The organism is Novosphingobium sp. KACC 22771, assembly GCF_028736195.1.
GTDB lineage: Bacteria > Pseudomonadota > Alphaproteobacteria > Sphingomonadales > Sphingomonadaceae > Novosphingobium.
Map to the genome: position 1 here is coordinate 3,659,429 of NZ_CP117881.1, position 17,807 is coordinate 3,677,235.

Genomic DNA, 17,807 nt, shown 5'->3' on the forward strand with positions numbered 1-17,807 from the left:
CGTTGCCCGGATTCAGGCGCGATAGGCCCGCCGCCCCCGCCGCGCCGCCAGCCAGCCCCGAAAATCCCCCGAGGCGATCCGGCAGGCCCCGCGCGGCAAGGGTCCGCGCCAGACATAGGCATCGGCCGCGTTCGCGCCCAGCTTTATCCGGCACCGCCGATATTCGCGCCCTTCATAGGCATCCATCCGCGCCATCGCCCGCGCATCAAAGCGGCCCTGCGCGCCATGGACCATGCCCCGCACCGCCCCGGCGCCGGGCAACAGCGCCGGATACCAGCCCGCCCGATCAGGCACCGCATAAAGCCGCCCGCGCACGACCGCAGCGCGCCCTTCGTCCAGCAAGGCATGGGCGGCTCGCTCATGCCGGTTGCCCATGCCCGCCATCAAGGTGCCGTAAAAGAAGAAGCGGCGGATCAATGGTGATGGTGATCGTGCCCGCAGGCCAGCGCCTCAACCGCGTCGTCCTGCCGCGCCGGATCGCCCAGCGCCAGCACATGGCCGCTCGATCCGGCATGCAGCGGATCGCCGTTCCAGTCGCACATCAGCCCGCCCGCGCCCTCGACCACCGGCACCAGCGCGGCCCAGTCATGCAGCTTGAGATTGGCCTCGCACACGATGTCGAGATGGCCGCTGGCCAGCATCGCGTAATTATAGCAATCGCCGCCCATCACCATCCGCCGATAATCGGTCTTGGCGGCAAGGCCCATGAAATGCTCGCCCTCATGGTCGCTGAAATAATGCGGGCCGGTGGTGGCGATGGTGGCGTCGGACAATTCGCGGCAACGGCGGGTGCTGACCGGCTGGCCGTTAAACGTGGTCTTGCGGCCCGATGCGCCCACCCAGCGCTCGCCCGCGATCGGCTGGTCAATCACGCCCAGCACCGGCCAGCCCTCGACCACCAGCGCGATCAGCGTGCCAAAGATCGCCCGCCCGGCAAGAAACCCCGCCGTGCCGTCAATCGGGTCGAGCACCCAGCTGCGCCCCGATGTGCCCGCCGTGATGCCATATTCCTCGCCGATGATCGTGTCATCGGGGCGCTCGGCGCGCAGGATCGCGCGCATCGCCTCCTCGGCGGCCTGATCGGCCAGGGTCACCGGGCTGGCGTCCTCCTTGCGCTCGGAAGCCACGCCGGAGCGGAAATAGGGACGGATCGCCGCGCCCGCCGCATCGGCAAGACGTTGGGCCAGGGCAATGTCTGCATCAAGGTTCAGTTTCATGGCCCCGCTTTTGCCTTTGCCAAGCCCACCGGGTCAAGCCGCAAGGCACCAAATCAGCGCATGACAATCGGTTGACAAAACCGCACACAAGGGAAATTGAACTCAACAGGTTCTGGAAATTATTTTTACAACAAAAACGAATACTGGGTCCAACTTCTATGCTCAAGCCTACCAAACCGGCGCTCGATTCGGCGGTGACACCGCTGGTCGGTCGGTCCAGCAAGGGCCAACCGCTGTCCTTTAATCGGGCCCCTGCGCCCGATCTGGCGCCGTGGATCGGGCGGATTTATGTGACGCCGGTCAATCTGCCCCCCGATTACTGCCTCTCGTCGGGCATTTTTAACGACAGTTCGATGGTGCGCATCCAACTGGGCGGCAAATGGACCGCGCATACCGCCGACGGCATCCACCATCTGGGCCGCGCCGCGCTGATCTTTGGCCCGCAAACCAAGATCATGCCCGTGACGGTCGAGGGCAGCTTTCTCTCCATCGGCTATGCGCTGAAAGCGGGCGCGGGCTATGCGCTGTTCGGGCGCAGCGCGCATGAGATGGTCGACCGGCTGGTGCCGCTCGAACATTACGGGCTGAACAGCGAAGAGACATTGGCCGCCTTCAGCGAGATCGAGGATCCGGCCGCGATTGCCGATCTGTTGGAGCGTCGTTTCCGCCAATTGGTGGAAAGCCTTGGCCGCCCCCACCCCAGCCCGATCAGCGCCGCCTTCGAGGCGCTGTCCTTTGCCAATCCGAACGCGGGCATCGGCGATTTCGCCGCCGACATGGCGATCAGCACCCGGCAACTGGAGCGCATCGTGCGGCGCGATTTCGGCATGCCGCCCAAACAGGTGATGCGCCGCGCCCGTGCGCTGGACATGGCCAGCCATCTGCACGGCGTGGCCGATGAGGCCGAGGCCGAGGAAATGATCCTGCGCTATTTCGATCAGGCGCAGATGACGCGTGAATTTACCGAATTGTTCGGCGTGACCCCGCGCCGTTTTGTCCGCACGCCCAATCCGCTGCTCACGCTGGCGCTGGAATCGCGTCAGGCCAAAAGGCTGGAGGCGCTCGAACGCGTGCCGCCGGGGGGCCATCGCCCCTGGCAATGACGCGCTTCAGCCGGCAATCACCGCATGGGCGCGCACTGGAAAGGTCCCCATGCCCTTCACCCGCGGCGGCGGCGCGTTGAAAATAAAGCCCTCCTGCGGCAACTGGCCCAGATTGGTCAGATGCTCGACAATCGGGATCCCCGCGCGCAGCAGGACCGAATGCACCGGCCGGGCCTTGCCCGATGTGTCGTCGATATTGTGGGAATCGATGCCCACCAAAGCCGCCCCCGCATCGCGCAGATAAAGCGCGGCCGCCTCGGTCAGGAACGGATGGCCCGACAAATAGGCGTCGGTCCGCCAATGCCGATCCCATCCGGTATGCACCAGCACCGCTCGCCCCGCCACATCGAGCCCGGCAAAGGCATCGGCACCGATCGCCAACCCGTCGCAGCGCACCACCAGCCCCGGCAATTGCGTGACCGCATCCAAAGGCACACAGGACAGATCCGCCCCATCCGCATAGCGATGAAACGGCGTGTCGAGATAGGTGCCGGTGTTCGACACCATATCAATGCGCCCGATCTGGAACGTGGTGTCCTCGGCATAAAGCCCGCGCGAGGCCTCACGCGCCAGATAGTCGCAGATCACCGGGCCGGGCAGACCCTTATAGGTCACCATCCCGGCCTCGATCACATGGTTGAGTTCAACCAGCCGCATCCGATCAGTCAAACAGGCTCGACACCGAGCTTTCATCGGCGATGCGGCGAATAGCCTCGCCGATCAGCGGGGCGATGGTCAGCAGACGGATCTTGTCCGACTTCTGCGTTTCCTCGGTGGGCAGGATCGAGTCGGTGATGACCAGTTCCTTGAGCGCCGAATTGTTGACGCGCGAGACCGCCGCGCCCGACAGCACGCCATGGGTGATATAGGCGGTGACCGAAGCGGCACCGGCATCCATCAGCGCCTGCGCCGCGTTGCACAGCGTGCCGCCCGAATCGATGATGTCGTCGATCAGGATGCAGGTGCGGCCCTTGACGTCGCCGATGATGTTCATCACTTCGGACACGCCCGGCTTGTCGCGGCGCTTGTCGACGATGGCCAGCGGAGCATTGTTCAGACGCTTGGCCAGCGCGCGGGCGCGCACCACGCCGCCCACGTCGGGCGAAACCACCATCAGCCCATCGTCGCCATTGCGCGCCAGAATGTCGGCGGCCATCACGGGCGCGGCAAACAGATTGTCGGTGGGAATGTCAAAGAAGCCCTGAATCTGACCGGCATGCAGATCAACCGCCAGCACGCGGTCTGCGCCCGCCGTGGTGATCAGATTGGCCACCAGCTTGGCCGAGATCGGCGTGCGGGGTCCGGGCTTGCGGTCCTGGCGGGCATAGCCGAAATAGGGCACCACCGCCGTGATCCGCTTGGCCGAAGCGCGGCGCAGCGCGTCGATGCAGATCAGCAGTTCCATCAGATTGTCATTCGCGGGATAGGCGGTCGACTGAACGACGAAGACATCCTCGCCGCGCACGTTTTCGTGGATTTCGACGAAGACTTCCTCGTCGGCAAAGCGCCGCACGCTGGCATCCGTCAGTTGCAGTTCCAGATAGCCCGCAATCGCGCGCGCCAGCGGCAGGTTACCGTTACCGGCCAGGATCTTCATTCGCGTATCTCCACTGCACGCGGCGTGAAAGACTCAGCCGCCGCGTTGCTTCCCTCGCGCGTGCCTCTAGCCAAGATCGGCAGGATTGCAAGGTTTGCCGCACATACAAAAGGAGGCAGCGGCGCAAACCCCTGCCTCCTTTGCTTTTATCCGCAGCCCGGTCAGGCCCGGCCCTTACGCCCGGCCCTTAAGCGCGACGGTCGCCCTTGACCCAGCGCACGGTGCCGGTGCTGGCGCGCATCACCACGCTCTCCGTGGTCAGGCGGCCGTCGCGGGTGCGCTTCACGCCTTTCAGCAGCGATCCGTCGGTGACCCCGCTGGCGGCAAAGATGCAGTCGCCCTTGGCCAGTTCGGTCAGGTCATAGATCTTGTTGAGATCGGTGATGCCCCACTTCTTGGCGCGGGCCTTTTCATCGTCATTGCGGAACACAAGGCGGCCCTTGAACTGGCCGCCGACACAGCGCAGCGCGGCGGCGGCAAGCACGCCTTCCGGTGCGCCGCCCTGGCCCATATACATGTCGATGTTGGTTTCCTCGGTGTTGGTGGTGGCGATCACGCCCGCCACGTCACCATCGCCGATCAGATAGACGCCGCAGCCAAGCGCCCGCAGTTCGTCGATGAGGTCCGTGTGGCGCGGGCGGTCCAGCACGCAGACCACGATATCCTCGGGCGCCACGCCCTTGGCCGCGGCCACGGCCTTGACGTTCTCGGTCGGGCTCTTGGCCAGATCGATGATGCCTTCAGGATAGCCCGGCCCCACCGCCAGCTTGTCCATATAGGTGTCGGGCGCGTTGAGCAGGCCGCCCTCTTCGGCGATCGCCAGCACGGCCAGCGAGTTCGGCCCGGCCTTGGCGCAGATCGTCGTGCCTTCCAGCGGGTCGAGCGCGATGTCGATCTTGGGGCCCTTGCCCGCCGCCGCGCCGACCTTCTCGCCGATATAGAGCATCGGCGCCTCGTCGCGCTCGCCCTCGCCGATCACCACGGTGCCGTCGATGTAAAGTTCGTTGAGCTTTTCGCGCATGGCTTCGACTGCCGCCGCGTCGGCGGCCTTCTCGTCCCCGCGCCCGATCAGCTTGGCCGAAGCGATGGCGGCCGCTTCGGTCACACGCACCATTTCAAGCACCAGAACGCGGTCGAGAATCTTGCTGGCAGGAGTAGCGCTCATAATCTGTCCGATTCCTTCAGGAATGTATGGCCCCTAATGCCGGCCCTGTTGGTCGGCGGTGTGAATGCATGTTGTGAATACCTATGCAGACACGTCCGCTTACCTATGCACAGCCGGATTGTCGAGCGGACAAATGCCGCAAGCGCGAAGTCAAACGGCCAATTGGCGCAACATACGAACCCAGTTATTGAACAGACAAAGAAAAACGCCGAGGGCCATGCCCCCGGCGTCCATTTTATCGGCGGACCGACCCGTCCGGGCCGAGCCATGCGCCCGCGTTACGCGCCCAGAATCTGCATGACCAGCGGCTGGCCCACCAGAGAGGGCGAGCCATCGAGCAGCGTGAGCGCCTTGGCGACGGCGGCTTCGGGCACTTCATGCGTGACGATGGCGACGATCACCGCCCCGTCCTTGCTGGCCTGACCTTTCTGGATCAGGCTCTCGATCGAAACGCCCGCATCGCGCATCGCGGCGGTGATTTCGGCCAGAACGCCCGGACGGTCGGCCACGAGGAAGCGGATATAGGCCCGCCCCAGACGATGGCCCGCAGGGGCCGGAGCCATATCTTCCAGCCCGTCGACGGGGATCGAGAAGGCCATATCGGCCTCAAACCCCGTGTCCATGCCGCGCGCAATGTCGATCAGGTCAGCCACCACCGCCGAAGCGGTCGGACCATCGCCCGCGCCCGCGCCCTGAAACAGCAGGCGGCCGGAGAAATTGCCCTCGACCACGACCGCATTGGTCGGGCCATCGACATGGGCCAGCAGATTGTCGAAAGGCACCAAATGGGGCGCAACGCGCTGGAACAGGCCGGGCGTACCATTGGGTCCGGCGTCGGCCTCGGCGGTGCCGATCAGGCGGATGCAATAGCCCAGCGAATCGGCCTGCGCGATATCGGCGGCCAGAATGCGGCTGATGCCCTGCGTGTCCACGCTGCCAAAGTCGATCTTGGCGCCGAACGCAATGGCCGACAGGATGGACAGCTTGTGCGCGGCGTCGATGCCCTCGATGTCAAAGGTCGGGTCCGCCTCGGCATAGCCCTTGGCCTGCGCCTCGCTCAGCACCTCGGAGAAATCGCGGCCGGTGTCTTCCATCGTCGAGAGGATGTAATTGCAGGTGCCGTTGAGGATACCATAGATCCGCTCGACCCGGTTGGCCGCCGCGCCTTCGCGCAGGCCCTTGATGACCGGGATGCCGCCCGCCACGGCCGCCTCGAAACGCATGGCCACGCCTTGGGCCTCGGCCTCTTTGGCCAGCGCCATGCCGTGATGGGCGATCATCGCCTTGTTGGCCGTCACCAGCGCCTTGCCATGGCGAATCGCATTGCGCGCCAGCACCAGCGCCGGGCCATCCGACCCGCCGACCAGTTCGACCACCACGTCCACGTCATCGCGGGCGGCCATCGCGGTCATGTCGTCTTCCCACGCATAGGGCGAGAGATCGACGCCGCGATCCTTGCCGCGATCGCGCGCGGAAACGGCGGAAACCTTGATCGGGCGGCCTGCGCGCCGCGCGATCAGATCGGCATTGGCCTCCACCAGCCGAATGACGCCCGCGCCCACCGTGCCAAGGCCGGCCAGCGCAATGCGCAGCGGCGGCTTGCCGGATTGGGGCGAAAGGGTGGCGCTATCGACAGTATCGGTCATCGTGGAATCCTTGGATTTGACGATGCGCCACCTAGGGGGCAATTGGATTGCCAGCAAGCCTATTTGGCCGGTTTCGCAATATCCCCGCCCCACGAAACCCGCGTGCGCGTGCAAGGCCCCAGATCGCGGCGCACCAGCAGGTAATCGGCCACGGCCTGATCCTTGTCCGCCTGCGTTTCGCCCAGATTGGCCGCGGCGGGCAGCGTTTCGGGCAGCGAACAGGCGAGGCGATACCATTCCAGCGTGTTCTGCGCGGGCGGGGCATTGGCCGCATCGACCACCTCGGAGAAGGACGCGCTCCAGCGCGAGGGCTGATTGGGCTTGTGCTGGATGATGATGGCCGCAGGGGTGCCCTTGGCGGTGGTCAGGAAGATCTGAGTCTCGCCCTCGCCCGCCAGATCGCCCTGCTGATAGAGCGCCATATTGATGCCGGTAATATGCGGCGGCGAATCAGGGGCGGCCAGATCGGCCAGAATCTTGCGCACCTGCGCCTCAAGCGGCTGGCTCCAGGGCAATTGCGCATCGGGCGAGACCAGTTGGATATCGCCCGCAGTTGCGCCGGGGCGGGCAAAAACCAGCACCATCTGTTTGCGCGGATTGGGAATTTTGTGGCGCGAATCGAGGCGGATATCGGCCAGATAGCGCACCGAGGCCGAAACAGAGCCGGTTCCGCTCAACAAATCAATTCCCTGCGCCTCGACATAGGCCCGCTGGACGGTCAAAAACGGCGATGTGTCGCGCGGCAGCGGGAGGGGAATCACCTTTTTCAGCTCGGCAAAAACGACCAAAGGCGACGATTCGGCCAGACCAACCAGGTCGGCATACGATTGTACGACATTTTGCGTAAGGGGCTCCTGAGCCCCCGCCGACACCGGAACAAACAGCGGCAATAGAGCCGCAAAGCAAGCCGATTTCCACCCTCGGATGCCTTGAAACATCGCGGAAAACTCCGAAAAATTGGCCATTGGCGCATAACCCCTGCAAAAGGCCCCCGAGGGTGGCCGTTAGATAGGCCTTAACACAAATGAATTTTGCCTGAACCCCACCCCCCTGCGCATAAGGCGTTGCGCCGAGTCGGCAAGGTGGCTAGGATTGGCAAAAAAGCGGACCCCCAACAAAGGGGGCCGATGCGTTCGCCGAAAGCCGACACATAAGGCATTTGGCGGATATCCGGTAAATCCGGCAGGGTGGATATGAGCTTTTCCCCATGGACTTCGCCTTCGGGTTCGGTTCATGGTCGGCCCGGGGCTTGCCCGGGTTTTTGTATGGAGTGATGCGTCTGAATGGCCTACGCTGATCAACAATTGAGCGGTAATCGCCTTACCGCCATTATCATCGTTGCCTTGATTCACATCGTCGTTGGTTATGCCTTGGTCTCTGGTCTTGCCTACTCGGCGGTTCAGAAGGTCATGAAAAAAGTAACGACTGTCGATATCAAGCAAGAGGAGAAACCGCCGCCACCGCCTCCGCCGCCGCCGAAGGACGCTCCGCCGCCGCCGATCGTCGCTCCGCCGCCGCCGGTGAACGTGGCGCCCGTTAGCGCGCCTGTGATCGAGACGGTTTCGGTTGCCCCGCCGCCGGCGCCGCCTGCCCCTGTGCTGGCACCGCCCGCGCCGTCGGCCCCGCCGCCGCCGCGTTTCCAGCCTGTTGGCGCCGCCCCCAAGGGCAACCCTGCCAACTGGGCGACGCCTGAAGACTATCCTTCGCGCCCCCTGCGTGAAGGCGTTCAGGGCACCACTGGTTTCCGTCTGACGGTTTCCACCGATGGGCGCGTGTCGAGTTGCGAAATCACGGCCAGCTCGGGCAATGCCGAACTGGACGCTGCGACTTGTAAGTACGTCACCAGCCGCGCGCGTTTCACGCCCGCCAAGGATGGCGAAGGCCAGCCCACCACCGGCGTTTATGCCAATCGCGTGAAGTGGGTCATCCCGAAGGACTGAGCCACACTCCCCAGGGGATCTGCGGCATGATGGCCCGGTCCCTACTGTAAATGACCCTATTCTCTACTCGAGAGCCCTTTGAGAGGACCATCGCATGCTTATTGACATTCTGACCGCCGCTGCTGGCGCGGCTCCGCAGAACAAGTTCGGCTTCAAGGAAGCCCTGGAACAGGGCGGTCTGATCGCTCAGTCGACCGTGACCATCATGGCGATTTTCTCGTTCGGTTCGTTCTTCGTGCTGTTCACCCGCTGGTCGGACCAGTCGAAGATCCTCAAGCAGTACAAGGCCCTGGGTGCGTTCTGGAAGGCCAACTCGCTGAAGGAAGGCGTTGCCAAGCTGGAAAAGACCAGCCCGTTCCGTGACATCGTCGAAGCCGGTATCCTGGCCGAAGAAAACCACGGCAAGATGGCCGACAGCCTCGAAGCCCACGACTGGGTCCACTCGTCGCTGGCCCGCACCGAAGCCTCGATCGGCGCTTTCCTCGCCCGCGGCCTGCCCTTCCTCGCCACCGTCGGTTCGACCGCTCCTTTCGTGGGTCTGTTCGGTACCGTGGTCGGCATCTACCGCGCTCTGATCGCCATCGGTCTGGCCGGTTCGGCCTCGATCGACAAGGTTGCCGGCCCTGTGGGTGAAGCTCTGATCATGACCGCCATCGGTCTGCTCGTCGCTGTGCCTGCCGTGCTTGCCTACAACTTCCTGCAGTCGCGCAACAAGCGCATCAACGAGCTGCTGACCGGCTTCTCGGCTGACGTGCTGGCCTACATCAACTCGAAGGGCGCCATCAAGCCGGCGATCGCTTCGGCTCCGGTGAAGGCTGCTCCGGCTCCCGCCGTCAAGAAGTAAGACATGAGGCAGGCATCCGGGCGGCCAGTCTGCCCGGATGTACGGGAAATCATGCGCGGCATGCGGCATGATTTCCCGGCCCTCCCCTCCCCCCAATCCCTCCTCTCGAAAGAGGGCATTGCAAGAGTAGGATCATAACATGGCAATGTCTGTTGGCGGCGCGGGCGGCGAAGAAAAGCCGATGTCCGACATCAACACCACCCCTCTGGTGGACGTGATGCTGGTGCTGCTGATCATCTTCCTGATCGCGGTTCCCGTCGCGATCCAGACGATCCAGAAGCTGAAGATCCCTGTGATGGTTTCGCAGGAATCCAAGGATAAGGTCGAAAACCTGCTGATCACGGTCAGCACCACCGACGCTGCTGGTCGCAGCGCCGGCGACCCCGGCTTCGAAGGCGCGTCGCGTGGTGGCGAATGCCGCATCTACTTCAACAACATCACCCCCGTTGACTCGACTGAACTGTACGACCAGGCGTTCAAGCGCCTTGACGACATCATCAAGCGCGAGGGCGGTGCAGAGGTTCTGCGCGATAACCCCGAAAAGGTGCCGCAGGTTCATGTTCGTGCCGACGTCGAAGCGCCCTGGCGCTGCGTCGCGGGTGCGATCTTCAACGTGCAGCGCGCGGGCTATCCCACGGTTGGCTTCATCTCGAACCCGGTCGATCCGAACGGCTGATAAGCCCTTTAACTCAGGAGTAACATCCCATGGCAATGTCAGCCGGTAAAGACGATGGCGAGCCAATGTCGGAGATGAACACGACTCCGCTGATCGACGTTATGCTCGTTCTGCTGATCATGTTCATTATCACCATTCCGGTGGCCACCCACGCGGTGAACATCGACCTGCCTTCGCCGCCGCCGCCGAATATGCCCAAGCCGCCGGTCGATCCGGTCAAGAACAAGGTTGTGCTTACCCCGGATAACCAGATCCTGTGGAACGGCACGCCGATCGACCGCAGCGTGCTGGCCGCGAACCTCAAGGCTTCGCGCAGCATGACCCCCGAGCCCGAACTTCAGTTCGAGCCGGATGCGCAGTCGGGCTATGAATTGGCAGCGAATGTGCTGAACATCATCAAGGCCTCGGAAGTGACGAAGTTCGGCTTCGTCGGCAACGAGCGCTATGCCAGCTTCAACAAGGCTCCCGGCGCCAAGTAAGGCCAGGGTCGCCAAGTTAAACGGCAAGAGAGAGGGGCGGAGCGATCCGCCCCTTTTTTTGCGCCCTATTGCCCCATGGCAATCGCGGCCAGTGCGTCGGCCTCCAGCAACAGCTCATCATCAGCGGCGCCCGCCGGCATGCTCTCGCGCCCGATCATGGTCAGCGTCGGCACCGCCAGCGGGCTGACGCGCGAGAGGCGCTGATGGCGAATCGCGGTTTGGGCGCGCTCCAGCACCTCGGCCACGCGGGCGACATCGGTCATCTTCTGGCGCGCATCGGCCCATGCGGCTTTCAGCAGCAGGTGGTCCGGTTCATAGCGGCGCAGCACGTCATAGATGAGGTCGCTGGAGAAGGTGACCTGGCGATTGGTCTTGCGCTTGCCCGGCACCTGCCGCTCGATCAGGCCGGAAATGACCGAAGCCTCGCGAAAAGCGCGGCGCAGCAGATAGGAATTTTCCACCCACTCGATGAATTCCTCGACCAGAATATCGGGCGAGAGCAGCGCAGCCGGGTCCGTCACCGGCCGCAGCCCCCAGACTGCCAAGGCATAATCATTGGCGACAAAACCCAACGGCGAGAGGCCCAGCGCCTCCATCCGCCGCGTCATCAACATGCCCAGCGACTGATTCGCAGGCCAGCCCTCAAACGTGTAGAACACGCTGTAGAAGCGCTCCTGATGGGGAAAGCTCTCCACCAGCAATTCGCCCGGACGCGGCAGCACCGAAACCCGCGCCTGCACATCGAGCCAGTCATGGACATCCTGTGGAAAGGCATCCCAGCGCGCCGGATCGGCCAGCAGCGCCTGCACCCGATCGGCCAGATGCGAGGAAATCGGGATGCGCGCGCCATTATACGAAGGGATCGCCGCCGACCGGCGCGAGGCCCGCACCAGCAAGGCCCCTTCGCGCAAAGATTCGACCTCGAGGTCCAGCCCTGCAAAGCGAAACGTATCGCCCGGCCCCAGCGAGGCGGCAAAATCCTCCTCGACGCGGCCCAGCGCGCGGCCATTGCGAAAGGCCACCTCGACCATATCGGCGTCAACAATGATCCCGGCATTGAGCCGATAGGAGCGCGCCAGATCGGGATGGCTGAGCCGCCACAGCCCGTCCCGCCCATGCGTGATCCGGCGAAAGCGGTCATAGGCCCGCAGCGCATAGCCCCCGTTCGAGACGAAGCCGAGCACACGCTGCCACTCCTCCTCGTCCACATCGGCATAGGGCGCGGCGCGGCGGACCTCGGCCAGCAGCGCGTCACCATCGAACGGCCCGGCGCAGGCCAGCGCCAGCACATGCTGGGCCAGCACATCGCGCCCGCCGGGGCGCAGGTCCTCGCCATCGCGCGTGCCCGCCCGCACCGCCTCGACGGCGGCCACGGCTTCGAGATATTCAAACCGGTTGCCCGGCACCAGCACCGCTTTGGATGGGCAATCGAGCCGGTGATTGGCCCGTCCGATCCGCTGCAACAGGCGCGAGGAGCCCTTGGGCGCGCCCATCTGCACCACCAGATCGATGTCGCCCCAATCCACCCCTAGATCGAGGCTGGCCGTGCAGACCAGCGCGCGCAGCCGCCCGCCCGCCATCGCCGCCTCAACCTTGTGCCGCGCCTCGGCCGAGAGGCTGCCGTGGTGGATGCCGATGGGCAGGTTTTCCTCGTTGCGATCCCACAGCAGGCCAAACGTATATTCGGCCAGAAAGCGCGTGTTGGTGAAAATCAACGTGGTGCGATGGGCGCGGATCAGGTCAAGGATCTGCGGCACCGCCCAGCTTGCCGCATGGCCGCTCCAGGGAATGCGCTCGCCCGCAGGCAGCAGGATCGAGACGTCGGCGGGCGCGCCCTCCTCGCCCTCGACCAACACCGCATCCTCGCCCACAGGCGCCAGCCAGCGCGCAAAGCCCGCCGGATCGGCCAAGGTTGCCGACAGACCGATCCGCCGCATGCCCGGCGCCAGAACCTGCAACCGCGCCAGCGCCAGCGCCAGCAGATCGCCGCGCTTGCCCGCCGCCATCGCATGGATTTCGTCCACCACCACATAGCGCAGCCCGGCAAACATCGTCGCGCTTTCCGGATAGGACAGCAGCAAGGACAAGGATTCAGGCGTGGTCAGCAGCACATGGGGCGGATCATGTCTTTGCCGCGCCTTGCGGTCGGAGGATGTGTCGCCGGTGCGCGCCTCGACCCGCAGGCCCAGCCCCATCTCGGCCACCGGCGCGAGCAGGCCGCGCTGAATATCATGCGCCAAGGCCTTGAGCGGCGAGACATAGAGCGTGTGCAGCCCGTCAGCCAGCCTTCCCTCGGCGGCATCGCACAATGTCGGCATGAACCCGGCCAGTGTCTTGCCAGCGCCGGTGTCGGCGGCCAGCAGCACATGATGCCCCGCGCCCACCTGCGAGAGCACCTGCGCCTGATGGCGGCGGACGTGCCACCCGCGCGCGGCAAACCAGTCGGCAATGCGCGGGTGAACCTGCCTCACCCCCGATTCACCCCACTTAGTGCCAATTCCGCGTCCAATTGCGCCACCAGCGCGGCAAGCCCCGCCTCGCTCGTGCTCTCGGCGCGGGCCACCAGCATCTCCTGCGTGTTCGATGCGCGCAGCAGCCACCAGCCATCCGCGCAGGACACGCGCAGCCCATCCATCCGGTTGACCTGCGCGCCCTGCGCCGCGATGCGCGCCGCCACTTCCTCGACCACGGCGCGTTTGCGATCCGCCGCCACAGGAAAACGCAATTCGGGCGTGTTGAAACAGACCGGCAGTTCATCGAACCAGTCCGCCACCGATCCGCCCCGCCGCGCCACCGCCGCCATCAAACGCACGGCGGCATAAAGCGCATCGTCGAAGCCATAAAAGCGGTGCTTGTAAAAAATATGGCCCGACGTCTCCCCGGCCAGCAGCGCGCCGTTAACCTTCATTTCCGATTTGATGAGACTGTGCCCCGCAGGGCCCATCGCGGGCACCCCGCCCAGCGCGGCGATCCGGTCATAAACCGCCTGAGAAGCTTTGACATCGCCCAAAATAACCGCGCCGGGGCAATCCATCAACAGATCCTGTGCCAAAAGCGCGAGCAATTGATCCCCCAGGATCGACCGCCCGCGCCCATCCACCACCACGATCCGGTCGGCGTCGCCATCAAAAGCCACTCCGAAATCGAGATGTCTGGACGCGACCAGCGCGCGCAAGTCTGCGAGATTTGCCTCAACAGTCGGGTCTGGATGATGGTGAGGAAAATGTCCGTCAATCTGCGTGAAGAGAAGATGATGCTCTCCGGGCAAGAGCGCGGTCAGGGCCTCGATGGCGAGGCCGGCGGCGCCGTTCCCGGCGTCCCAGCCGATGCGAAGATCGCCCGCCTTGTCCCAAAGCCCCGGCAGCAGACCATCGACCAACCGCGCGACATAGGCGGGGAGAACATCCTGCACTTCCACCGCGCCGCGATGGACGACATCGCCGCCGCCGATATCAGCAGCGAGAAACGCACAGGCGACTGGCGCACCGGCCCCAAATTCACCGGCAACACCGCCCCGCTGCGCGCTCGCCATATCCGCAGCGATGACCCCGATATGCCCGATGTCGGCCCCGAACAGCGCGCTCCCAAAAAATACTATCTTGAATCCATTATCATCGCGGGGATTGTGGCTGCCAGTTACTTGAATGCCGCCATCAACCTGCTGAATTGACGCTTCGGCATAATAGAGCATCGGGGTCGGCCCCACGCCGATCCGCACCACATCCACCCCGCCATCGCACAGGCCATCGACCAGCGCCGCCTCCAGCGCGGGGGCGCTGAGACGCCCATCGCGCCCCACGGCAATCCGCCGCCCGCCCCGCGCGCGCAAAGCCTGCGCCACCGCGCGACCTATGGCGTAGGCATCGGCATCAAACAGATTGCGGCCATAGGTGCCGCGAATGTCATATTCCCGGAAGATCGCCGGATCGGTCATTGCCCGGTTTCATTCCCCAGCCGCGCCAGCAAGAGATCGCGCGCATCATTGGCCTCATGCACCAGCGCCGCATCGCCGCCGCGATCGGGGTGAACCCGCGCGATCAGCCTTTTATGCGCCTCGATGATCGCGCCGCGTCCCGCGCTTGCCTCCACGCCCAGCAGGCGGCGCGCACGCTCCACCGGGGTCGGCCCGGTCATCCGCTGCCAATGCGCCCATGGCCATTGGCCCGTCCATTGCCGACAGACCCACGAGGCCAACACCAGCACCAGCAGCAGCTTGACCATGTCAGCCCGCCGACATCGCCTGCGCATCACGCTGCACGCGGGGCGCAGGCAGGTTCATGCCCGCCACCAGCGTGCGCAACTCCTGCCGCGCGACCAGATGGCTGGTGCCCAGATCGCCCAGATGACCCTTGTCGAGCAGGGTCAGCCCGCTGGGGAACAATTCGCGGTAAATCACGCGTTCGGACAGGCCCTGCGCGATCCGGAAACCCACCCGGCGCGAGAGTTCGGCCAGCGCGCTGTCGATACGGCGCATGTTGCGCGCCTCGATATGCTGGGTGCGGTTGCGCACCACCACCCAGTCCATTTCGCGCCGGTGTTCGTTGATCGTGGCCAGCGCCCGCTTCTTGCGCGCCTCCCAGATCATTTCGGCATAGAAGGACAGGCGGCGCACCTTGAAGGTCTCGGCATCCACTTGCCCGATGAGGTCGAAATCGACGAAACTGTCGTTCAAAGGCGTGACCAGCGTGTCGGCGCTCATCGCCACATGGCGGGCGAATTCATCGTCGCGGCCCGGCGTGTCAAAGATCAGGTAATCGACATTCTGCGACACCTGCTCGGTCAGCGCGTCGAGTTCGGCCGTAGTCGTCCCGCGAAACACCTCAAACCCCACCGTGGGCAGGTCAATGCCCCGGCGGCGCAGCGTTTCGCCGCGATTTTCCATATAGCGGTGCATCGTGCGCTGGCGGGAATCGAGGTCGATCGTGCCCACCCGCGCGCCCAGATAGGCCAGCGCGACGGCGATATGCACGGCGGTGGTGGATTTGCCCGTGCCCCCCTTCTCATTGGCGAAAACGATGCGGTGGGGACCAGACATGGCGGTTCTCTCATCACAGGGTTGGCGGGCTTAAAAGCGTTGCTGCACTTGCGGCATCGGCTTATCAGCCACCGCGCGAACAGTGTCAAAACCTTACCGAAGGGGCCGTGCCGGTGCAAACCATCAATCACCTCAATCTGCTGCGCAAAGCGGTGGCCGACTTGCGCAAGAGCGGCCGCGTGGCGCTGGTGCCCACCATGGGAGCCTTGCATTTCGGGCACTTAACGCTGATGCGCGAGGCGCGGCGGCATGCCGATCATGTGGTCGCCTCGATTTTCGTTAATCCCCGACAATTTGCAGCGGGCGAGGATCTGGATGCCTATCCGCGCCAATTGGCCGCCGATCAGGCCGCGTTGGAGAGCGAGGGCGTGGCCCTGCTCTGGGCGCCCACGGTGGAGGAAATGTATCCGGCGGGCTTTTCCACCAATGTCGGCGTCTCGGGCGTCAGCGAGGGGCTGTGCGGCGCGGCGCGGCCCGGCCATTTCGATGGCGTGGCCACGGTCGTCCTCAAACTGTTCAACCAGGTGGCGCCCGATGTCGCGCTGTTTGGCGAAAAGGATTGGCAGCAACTGGCCGTGATCCGGCGCATGGCGCGCGATCTCGATCTGACCGCGCCGCATGCCGATGCGATCATCGGGGTGCCCACGGTGCGTGAGGAGGACGGCCTCGCCCGCTCCTCGCGCAATGCCTATCTGACGCCGCAGGAGCGCGCCGATGCGGTGGCCCTGCCCCGCGCAATGCGCGCGGCGGCGGCGGAAATCGCGGGGGGCGCACCGGTCGCCGATGCTCTGGCGCGAATGGAGCAGGCGGTGCTGGCGGGCGGCTTTGCCTCGGTGGATTATGCGCAGGTCTGCGATGCGGACACGCTGGTTCCTTTGACCACACGCGGCACGGGACCGGCGCGCCTGCTGGCCGCCGCGCGAATCGGCAAGGCGCGGTTGATCGACAATATGGACGTTCCGGCGGCATGATTTGTCGGACCACAGTGGCAAAATTTACCGAAAGATGAATGGAATTTTGCCATATTGGCCACTTTGGTTTTTGTTTCACTTTAATAATGCCGATATGGCTAGTTGACATCTTTTACAGTTGCGCGAATCACCGGATTCACCTACTTAGAACCTGCCTTTCAGGCATCCTCTCCCAAACTTCCAAGCCCGGCTTCGGCCGGGTTTTCTTTTGCCCGCTTTCCGTCTGCGGCAAGCTACGATCTGCTAACCATTTCGGCACGCGCGCATTGGCATAAAATCCAATCCCCTGCCCCGCTTCTTGATCGCGGTCAAAGTCGCCTCCCTCCCCCTCCCTTAGGACCGACGCCCGCCGCAGGATCGCCTGCGGCCTTGGCCATAGGGGAGCATGCGCAGTGATCGAACCAGCCGACAGCGCCCAGCGCCCCGCCGCCTGCGCTCCCGCCGATGCGGTGGCGGCCAATCTGCCCGAACTGGTCGAGGCGCTGCGCCTGCTGGGCCATCCCTTGCGCTTCAAGCTGCTGTGCCAATTGACGCAGGGCCCGCTGGCGGTGAGCGAACTGGCCGTACGCACCGGGCAAAGCCTCTCGGTCATCAGCCAGCAACTCGCCTTGCTGCGCCGCGCGGGCTTGGTGCATGGCAGGCGGGAGGTCAAACAGGTGTTCTACACGCTGGCCCGCGCACGGATGGCGGGGGTGGCGCAGGCGCTGGCCCAGATGGCGCAGGAAGGCTTGGCGCAAGAAGACTTGGCAGAGGAGGGCTGACCCCCGTCCCTCTTGCAAAACGCGCAGGAAAGCGCCACTTCGCCAAAGATGAAGCCCACGGATCTCGCTGAACTGAAAACCAATGCCGTGATGATGGCCTCGCGTCTCAAGGTGATGAGCCACCCTGAGCGCCTGTTGATGCTGTGCCGGATGGACGAGGGCGAGGTCAGCGTGAACGAGCTGGTGGCGATGACCGGCCTGTCGCAATCGGGCGTGTCGCAGCATCTGGCGCTGCTGCGTTCGGAAAACATCGTCAACGTCCGCGTCGAGGCCCAGACCCGCTGGTACAGCCTGCGCGACCGGATCGTGACGGGCACGATCCACGCCCTTTGCGCATTGTGCGAAGCCGAAAGCGGCGAGAAAAAGCTTTAAT

19 protein-coding genes are annotated in these 17,807 nt (G+C 64.5%); 8 read left to right on the forward strand and 11 right to left on the reverse strand.

The features are described from left to right. Positions 1-12: 12 nt before the first annotated feature. Positions 13-417 (reverse strand): gamma-glutamylcyclotransferase family protein, encoded by a 405-nt coding sequence (locus PQ467_RS16790; protein ID WP_274174495.1) that lies wholly within the window; start codon positions 415-417, stop codon positions 13-15. After that, positions 414-1,217 (reverse strand): inositol monophosphatase family protein, encoded by an 804-nt coding sequence (locus PQ467_RS16795; RefSeq protein ID WP_443192965.1) that lies wholly within the window; start codon positions 1,215-1,217, stop codon positions 414-416. The genes PQ467_RS16790 and PQ467_RS16795 overlap by 4 nt, the downstream gene beginning before the upstream one ends. A gap of 158 nt (positions 1,218-1,375) precedes the next feature. Here PQ467_RS16795 and PQ467_RS16800 point away from each other — a divergent pair, with 158 nt between their 5' ends. Beyond that, positions 1,376-2,320 carry an AraC family transcriptional regulator gene (locus PQ467_RS16800; protein WP_274174496.1) on the forward strand — a complete coding sequence of 315 codons (945 nt, stop codon included), beginning with the start codon at positions 1,376-1,378 and terminating at the stop codon, positions 2,318-2,320. Positions 2,321-2,326: 6 nt separating this feature from the next. On the opposite strand, the gene PQ467_RS16805 is transcribed toward PQ467_RS16800, so the two are convergent. The 5 genes from PQ467_RS16805 to PQ467_RS16825 all read right to left on the reverse strand — a co-directional run bounded on the left by PQ467_RS16805 (position 2,327) and on the right by PQ467_RS16825 (position 7,693). Then, a complete protein-coding gene (locus PQ467_RS16805) occupies positions 2,327-2,977 on the reverse strand; it encodes a cyclase family protein (protein ID WP_274174497.1) in 651 nt (216 codons plus the stop codon). A gap of 4 nt (positions 2,978-2,981) precedes the next feature. Then, a complete protein-coding gene (locus PQ467_RS16810; protein WP_168603010.1) occupies positions 2,982-3,917 on the reverse strand; it encodes a ribose-phosphate pyrophosphokinase in 936 nt (311 codons plus the stop codon). Positions 3,918-4,104: 187 nt separating this feature from the next. Further along, complete coding sequence (glpX, locus tag PQ467_RS16815; protein ID WP_274174498.1) at positions 4,105-5,082, reverse strand: class II fructose-bisphosphatase; 978 nt, start codon at positions 5,080-5,082, stop codon at positions 4,105-4,107. 278 nt (positions 5,083-5,360) lie between these two features. After that, complete coding sequence (locus PQ467_RS16820) at positions 5,361-6,728, reverse strand: homoserine dehydrogenase (RefSeq protein ID WP_274174499.1); 1,368 nt, start codon at positions 6,726-6,728, stop codon at positions 5,361-5,363. Between the two features lie 59 nt (positions 6,729-6,787). Beyond that, positions 6,788-7,693 carry a hypothetical protein gene (locus PQ467_RS16825; protein ID WP_274174500.1) on the reverse strand — a complete coding sequence of 302 codons (906 nt, stop codon included), beginning with the start codon at positions 7,691-7,693 and terminating at the stop codon, positions 6,788-6,790. 318 nt (positions 7,694-8,011) lie between these two features. Here PQ467_RS16825 and PQ467_RS16830 point away from each other — a divergent pair, with 318 nt between their 5' ends. The 4 genes from PQ467_RS16830 (at position 8,012) to PQ467_RS16845 (ending at position 10,667) form a co-directional block, all read left to right on the forward strand. After that, positions 8,012-8,668: an energy transducer TonB gene (locus PQ467_RS16830; RefSeq protein WP_274174501.1), complete on the forward strand. Its 657-nt coding sequence runs from the start codon at positions 8,012-8,014 to the stop codon at positions 8,666-8,668. A gap of 94 nt (positions 8,669-8,762) precedes the next feature. Then, positions 8,763-9,512: a MotA/TolQ/ExbB proton channel family protein gene (locus tag PQ467_RS16835; RefSeq protein WP_274174502.1), complete on the forward strand. Its 750-nt coding sequence runs from the start codon at positions 8,763-8,765 to the stop codon at positions 9,510-9,512. A 139-nt stretch (positions 9,513-9,651) separates the two neighbouring features. Then, positions 9,652-10,188 (forward strand): ExbD/TolR family protein, encoded by a 537-nt coding sequence (locus PQ467_RS16840; RefSeq protein WP_172249169.1) that lies wholly within the window; start codon positions 9,652-9,654, stop codon positions 10,186-10,188. A 29-nt stretch (positions 10,189-10,217) separates the two neighbouring features. After that, positions 10,218-10,667 (forward strand): ExbD/TolR family protein, encoded by a 450-nt coding sequence (locus PQ467_RS16845; protein ID WP_274174503.1) that lies wholly within the window; start codon positions 10,218-10,220, stop codon positions 10,665-10,667. Between the two features lie 65 nt (positions 10,668-10,732). Here PQ467_RS16845 and PQ467_RS16850 read toward each other — a convergent pair whose 3' ends face one another. From PQ467_RS16850 to PQ467_RS16865, 4 genes are read right to left on the reverse strand one after another with little or no spacing between them, the layout of a single operon-like run. Continuing rightward, complete coding sequence (locus tag PQ467_RS16850; RefSeq protein ID WP_274174504.1) at positions 10,733-13,138, reverse strand: ligase-associated DNA damage response DEXH box helicase; 2,406 nt, start codon at positions 13,136-13,138, stop codon at positions 10,733-10,735. Continuing rightward, positions 13,135-14,601, reverse strand: a complete 1,467-nt coding sequence (locus tag PQ467_RS16855; RefSeq protein WP_274174505.1) for a phosphomannomutase/phosphoglucomutase — start codon at positions 14,599-14,601, stop codon at positions 13,135-13,137. The genes PQ467_RS16850 and PQ467_RS16855 overlap by 4 nt, the downstream gene beginning before the upstream one ends. Then, positions 14,598-14,888, reverse strand: a complete 291-nt coding sequence (locus tag PQ467_RS16860) for a molecular chaperone DnaJ (RefSeq protein ID WP_274174506.1) — start codon at positions 14,886-14,888, stop codon at positions 14,598-14,600. Before PQ467_RS16860 ends, PQ467_RS16855 begins: the two co-directional genes overlap by 4 nt. Before the next feature lies 1 nt (position 14,889). Then, a complete protein-coding gene (locus tag PQ467_RS16865) occupies positions 14,890-15,702 on the reverse strand; it encodes a division plane positioning ATPase MipZ (RefSeq protein ID WP_274174507.1) in 813 nt (270 codons plus the stop codon). 113 nt (positions 15,703-15,815) lie between these two features. On the opposite strand from PQ467_RS16865, the gene panC reads away from it, so the two are divergent. The 3 genes from panC (at position 15,816) to PQ467_RS16880 (ending at position 17,806) form a co-directional block, all read left to right on the forward strand. Continuing rightward, on the forward strand, positions 15,816-16,673 hold the full coding sequence (gene panC / locus PQ467_RS16870; RefSeq protein ID WP_274174508.1) for a pantoate--beta-alanine ligase: 858 nt from the start codon (positions 15,816-15,818) through the stop codon (positions 16,671-16,673). Between the two features lie 392 nt (positions 16,674-17,065). Further along, the gene (locus tag PQ467_RS16875) at positions 17,066-17,434 is read left to right on the forward strand and encodes an ArsR/SmtB family transcription factor (RefSeq protein WP_274174509.1); all 369 of its coding nucleotides are present in this window, start codon (positions 17,066-17,068) and stop codon (positions 17,432-17,434) included. Positions 17,435-17,482: 48 nt separating this feature from the next. Further along, positions 17,483-17,806 (forward strand): ArsR/SmtB family transcription factor, encoded by a 324-nt coding sequence (locus tag PQ467_RS16880; RefSeq protein ID WP_274174510.1) that lies wholly within the window; start codon positions 17,483-17,485, stop codon positions 17,804-17,806. Position 17,807: the final 1 nt, after the last annotated feature.

What these genes read in the sequence shown, in the direction of transcription:
- PQ467_RS16795 (WP_443192965.1), bottom strand. Translation starts at nt 1,217, where the DNA reads ATGAAACTGAACCTTGATGCAGACATTGCCCTGGCCCAACGTCTTGCC.
- PQ467_RS16800 (WP_274174496.1), top strand. Translation starts at nt 1,376, where the DNA reads ATGCTCAAGCCTACCAAACCGGCGCTCGATTCGGCGGTGACACCGCTG.
- PQ467_RS16805 (WP_274174497.1), bottom strand. Translation starts at nt 2,977, where the DNA reads ATGCGGCTGGTTGAACTCAACCATGTGATCGAGGCCGGGATGGTGACC.
- PQ467_RS16810 (WP_168603010.1), bottom strand. Translation starts at nt 3,917, where the DNA reads ATGAAGATCCTGGCCGGTAACGGTAACCTGCCGCTGGCGCGCGCGATT.
- glpX (WP_274174498.1), bottom strand. Translation starts at nt 5,082, where the DNA reads ATGAGCGCTACTCCTGCCAGCAAGATTCTCGACCGCGTTCTGGTGCTT.
- PQ467_RS16820 (WP_274174499.1), bottom strand. Translation starts at nt 6,728, where the DNA reads ATGACCGATACTGTCGATAGCGCCACCCTTTCGCCCCAATCCGGCAAG.
- PQ467_RS16825 (WP_274174500.1), bottom strand. Translation starts at nt 7,693, where the DNA reads ATGGCCAATTTTTCGGAGTTTTCCGCGATGTTTCAAGGCATCCGAGGG.
- PQ467_RS16830 (WP_274174501.1), top strand. Translation starts at nt 8,012, where the DNA reads ATGGCCTACGCTGATCAACAATTGAGCGGTAATCGCCTTACCGCCATT.
- PQ467_RS16835 (WP_274174502.1), top strand. Translation starts at nt 8,763, where the DNA reads ATGCTTATTGACATTCTGACCGCCGCTGCTGGCGCGGCTCCGCAGAAC.
- PQ467_RS16840 (WP_172249169.1), top strand. Translation starts at nt 9,652, where the DNA reads ATGGCAATGTCTGTTGGCGGCGCGGGCGGCGAAGAAAAGCCGATGTCC.
- PQ467_RS16845 (WP_274174503.1), top strand. Translation starts at nt 10,218, where the DNA reads ATGGCAATGTCAGCCGGTAAAGACGATGGCGAGCCAATGTCGGAGATG.
- PQ467_RS16855 (WP_274174505.1), bottom strand. Translation starts at nt 14,601, where the DNA reads ATGACCGATCCGGCGATCTTCCGGGAATATGACATTCGCGGCACCTAT.
- PQ467_RS16860 (WP_274174506.1), bottom strand. Translation starts at nt 14,888, where the DNA reads ATGGTCAAGCTGCTGCTGGTGCTGGTGTTGGCCTCGTGGGTCTGTCGG.
- PQ467_RS16865 (WP_274174507.1), bottom strand. Translation starts at nt 15,702, where the DNA reads ATGTCTGGTCCCCACCGCATCGTTTTCGCCAATGAGAAGGGGGGCACG.
- PQ467_RS16880 (WP_274174510.1), top strand. Translation starts at nt 17,483, where the DNA reads ATGAAGCCCACGGATCTCGCTGAACTGAAAACCAATGCCGTGATGATG.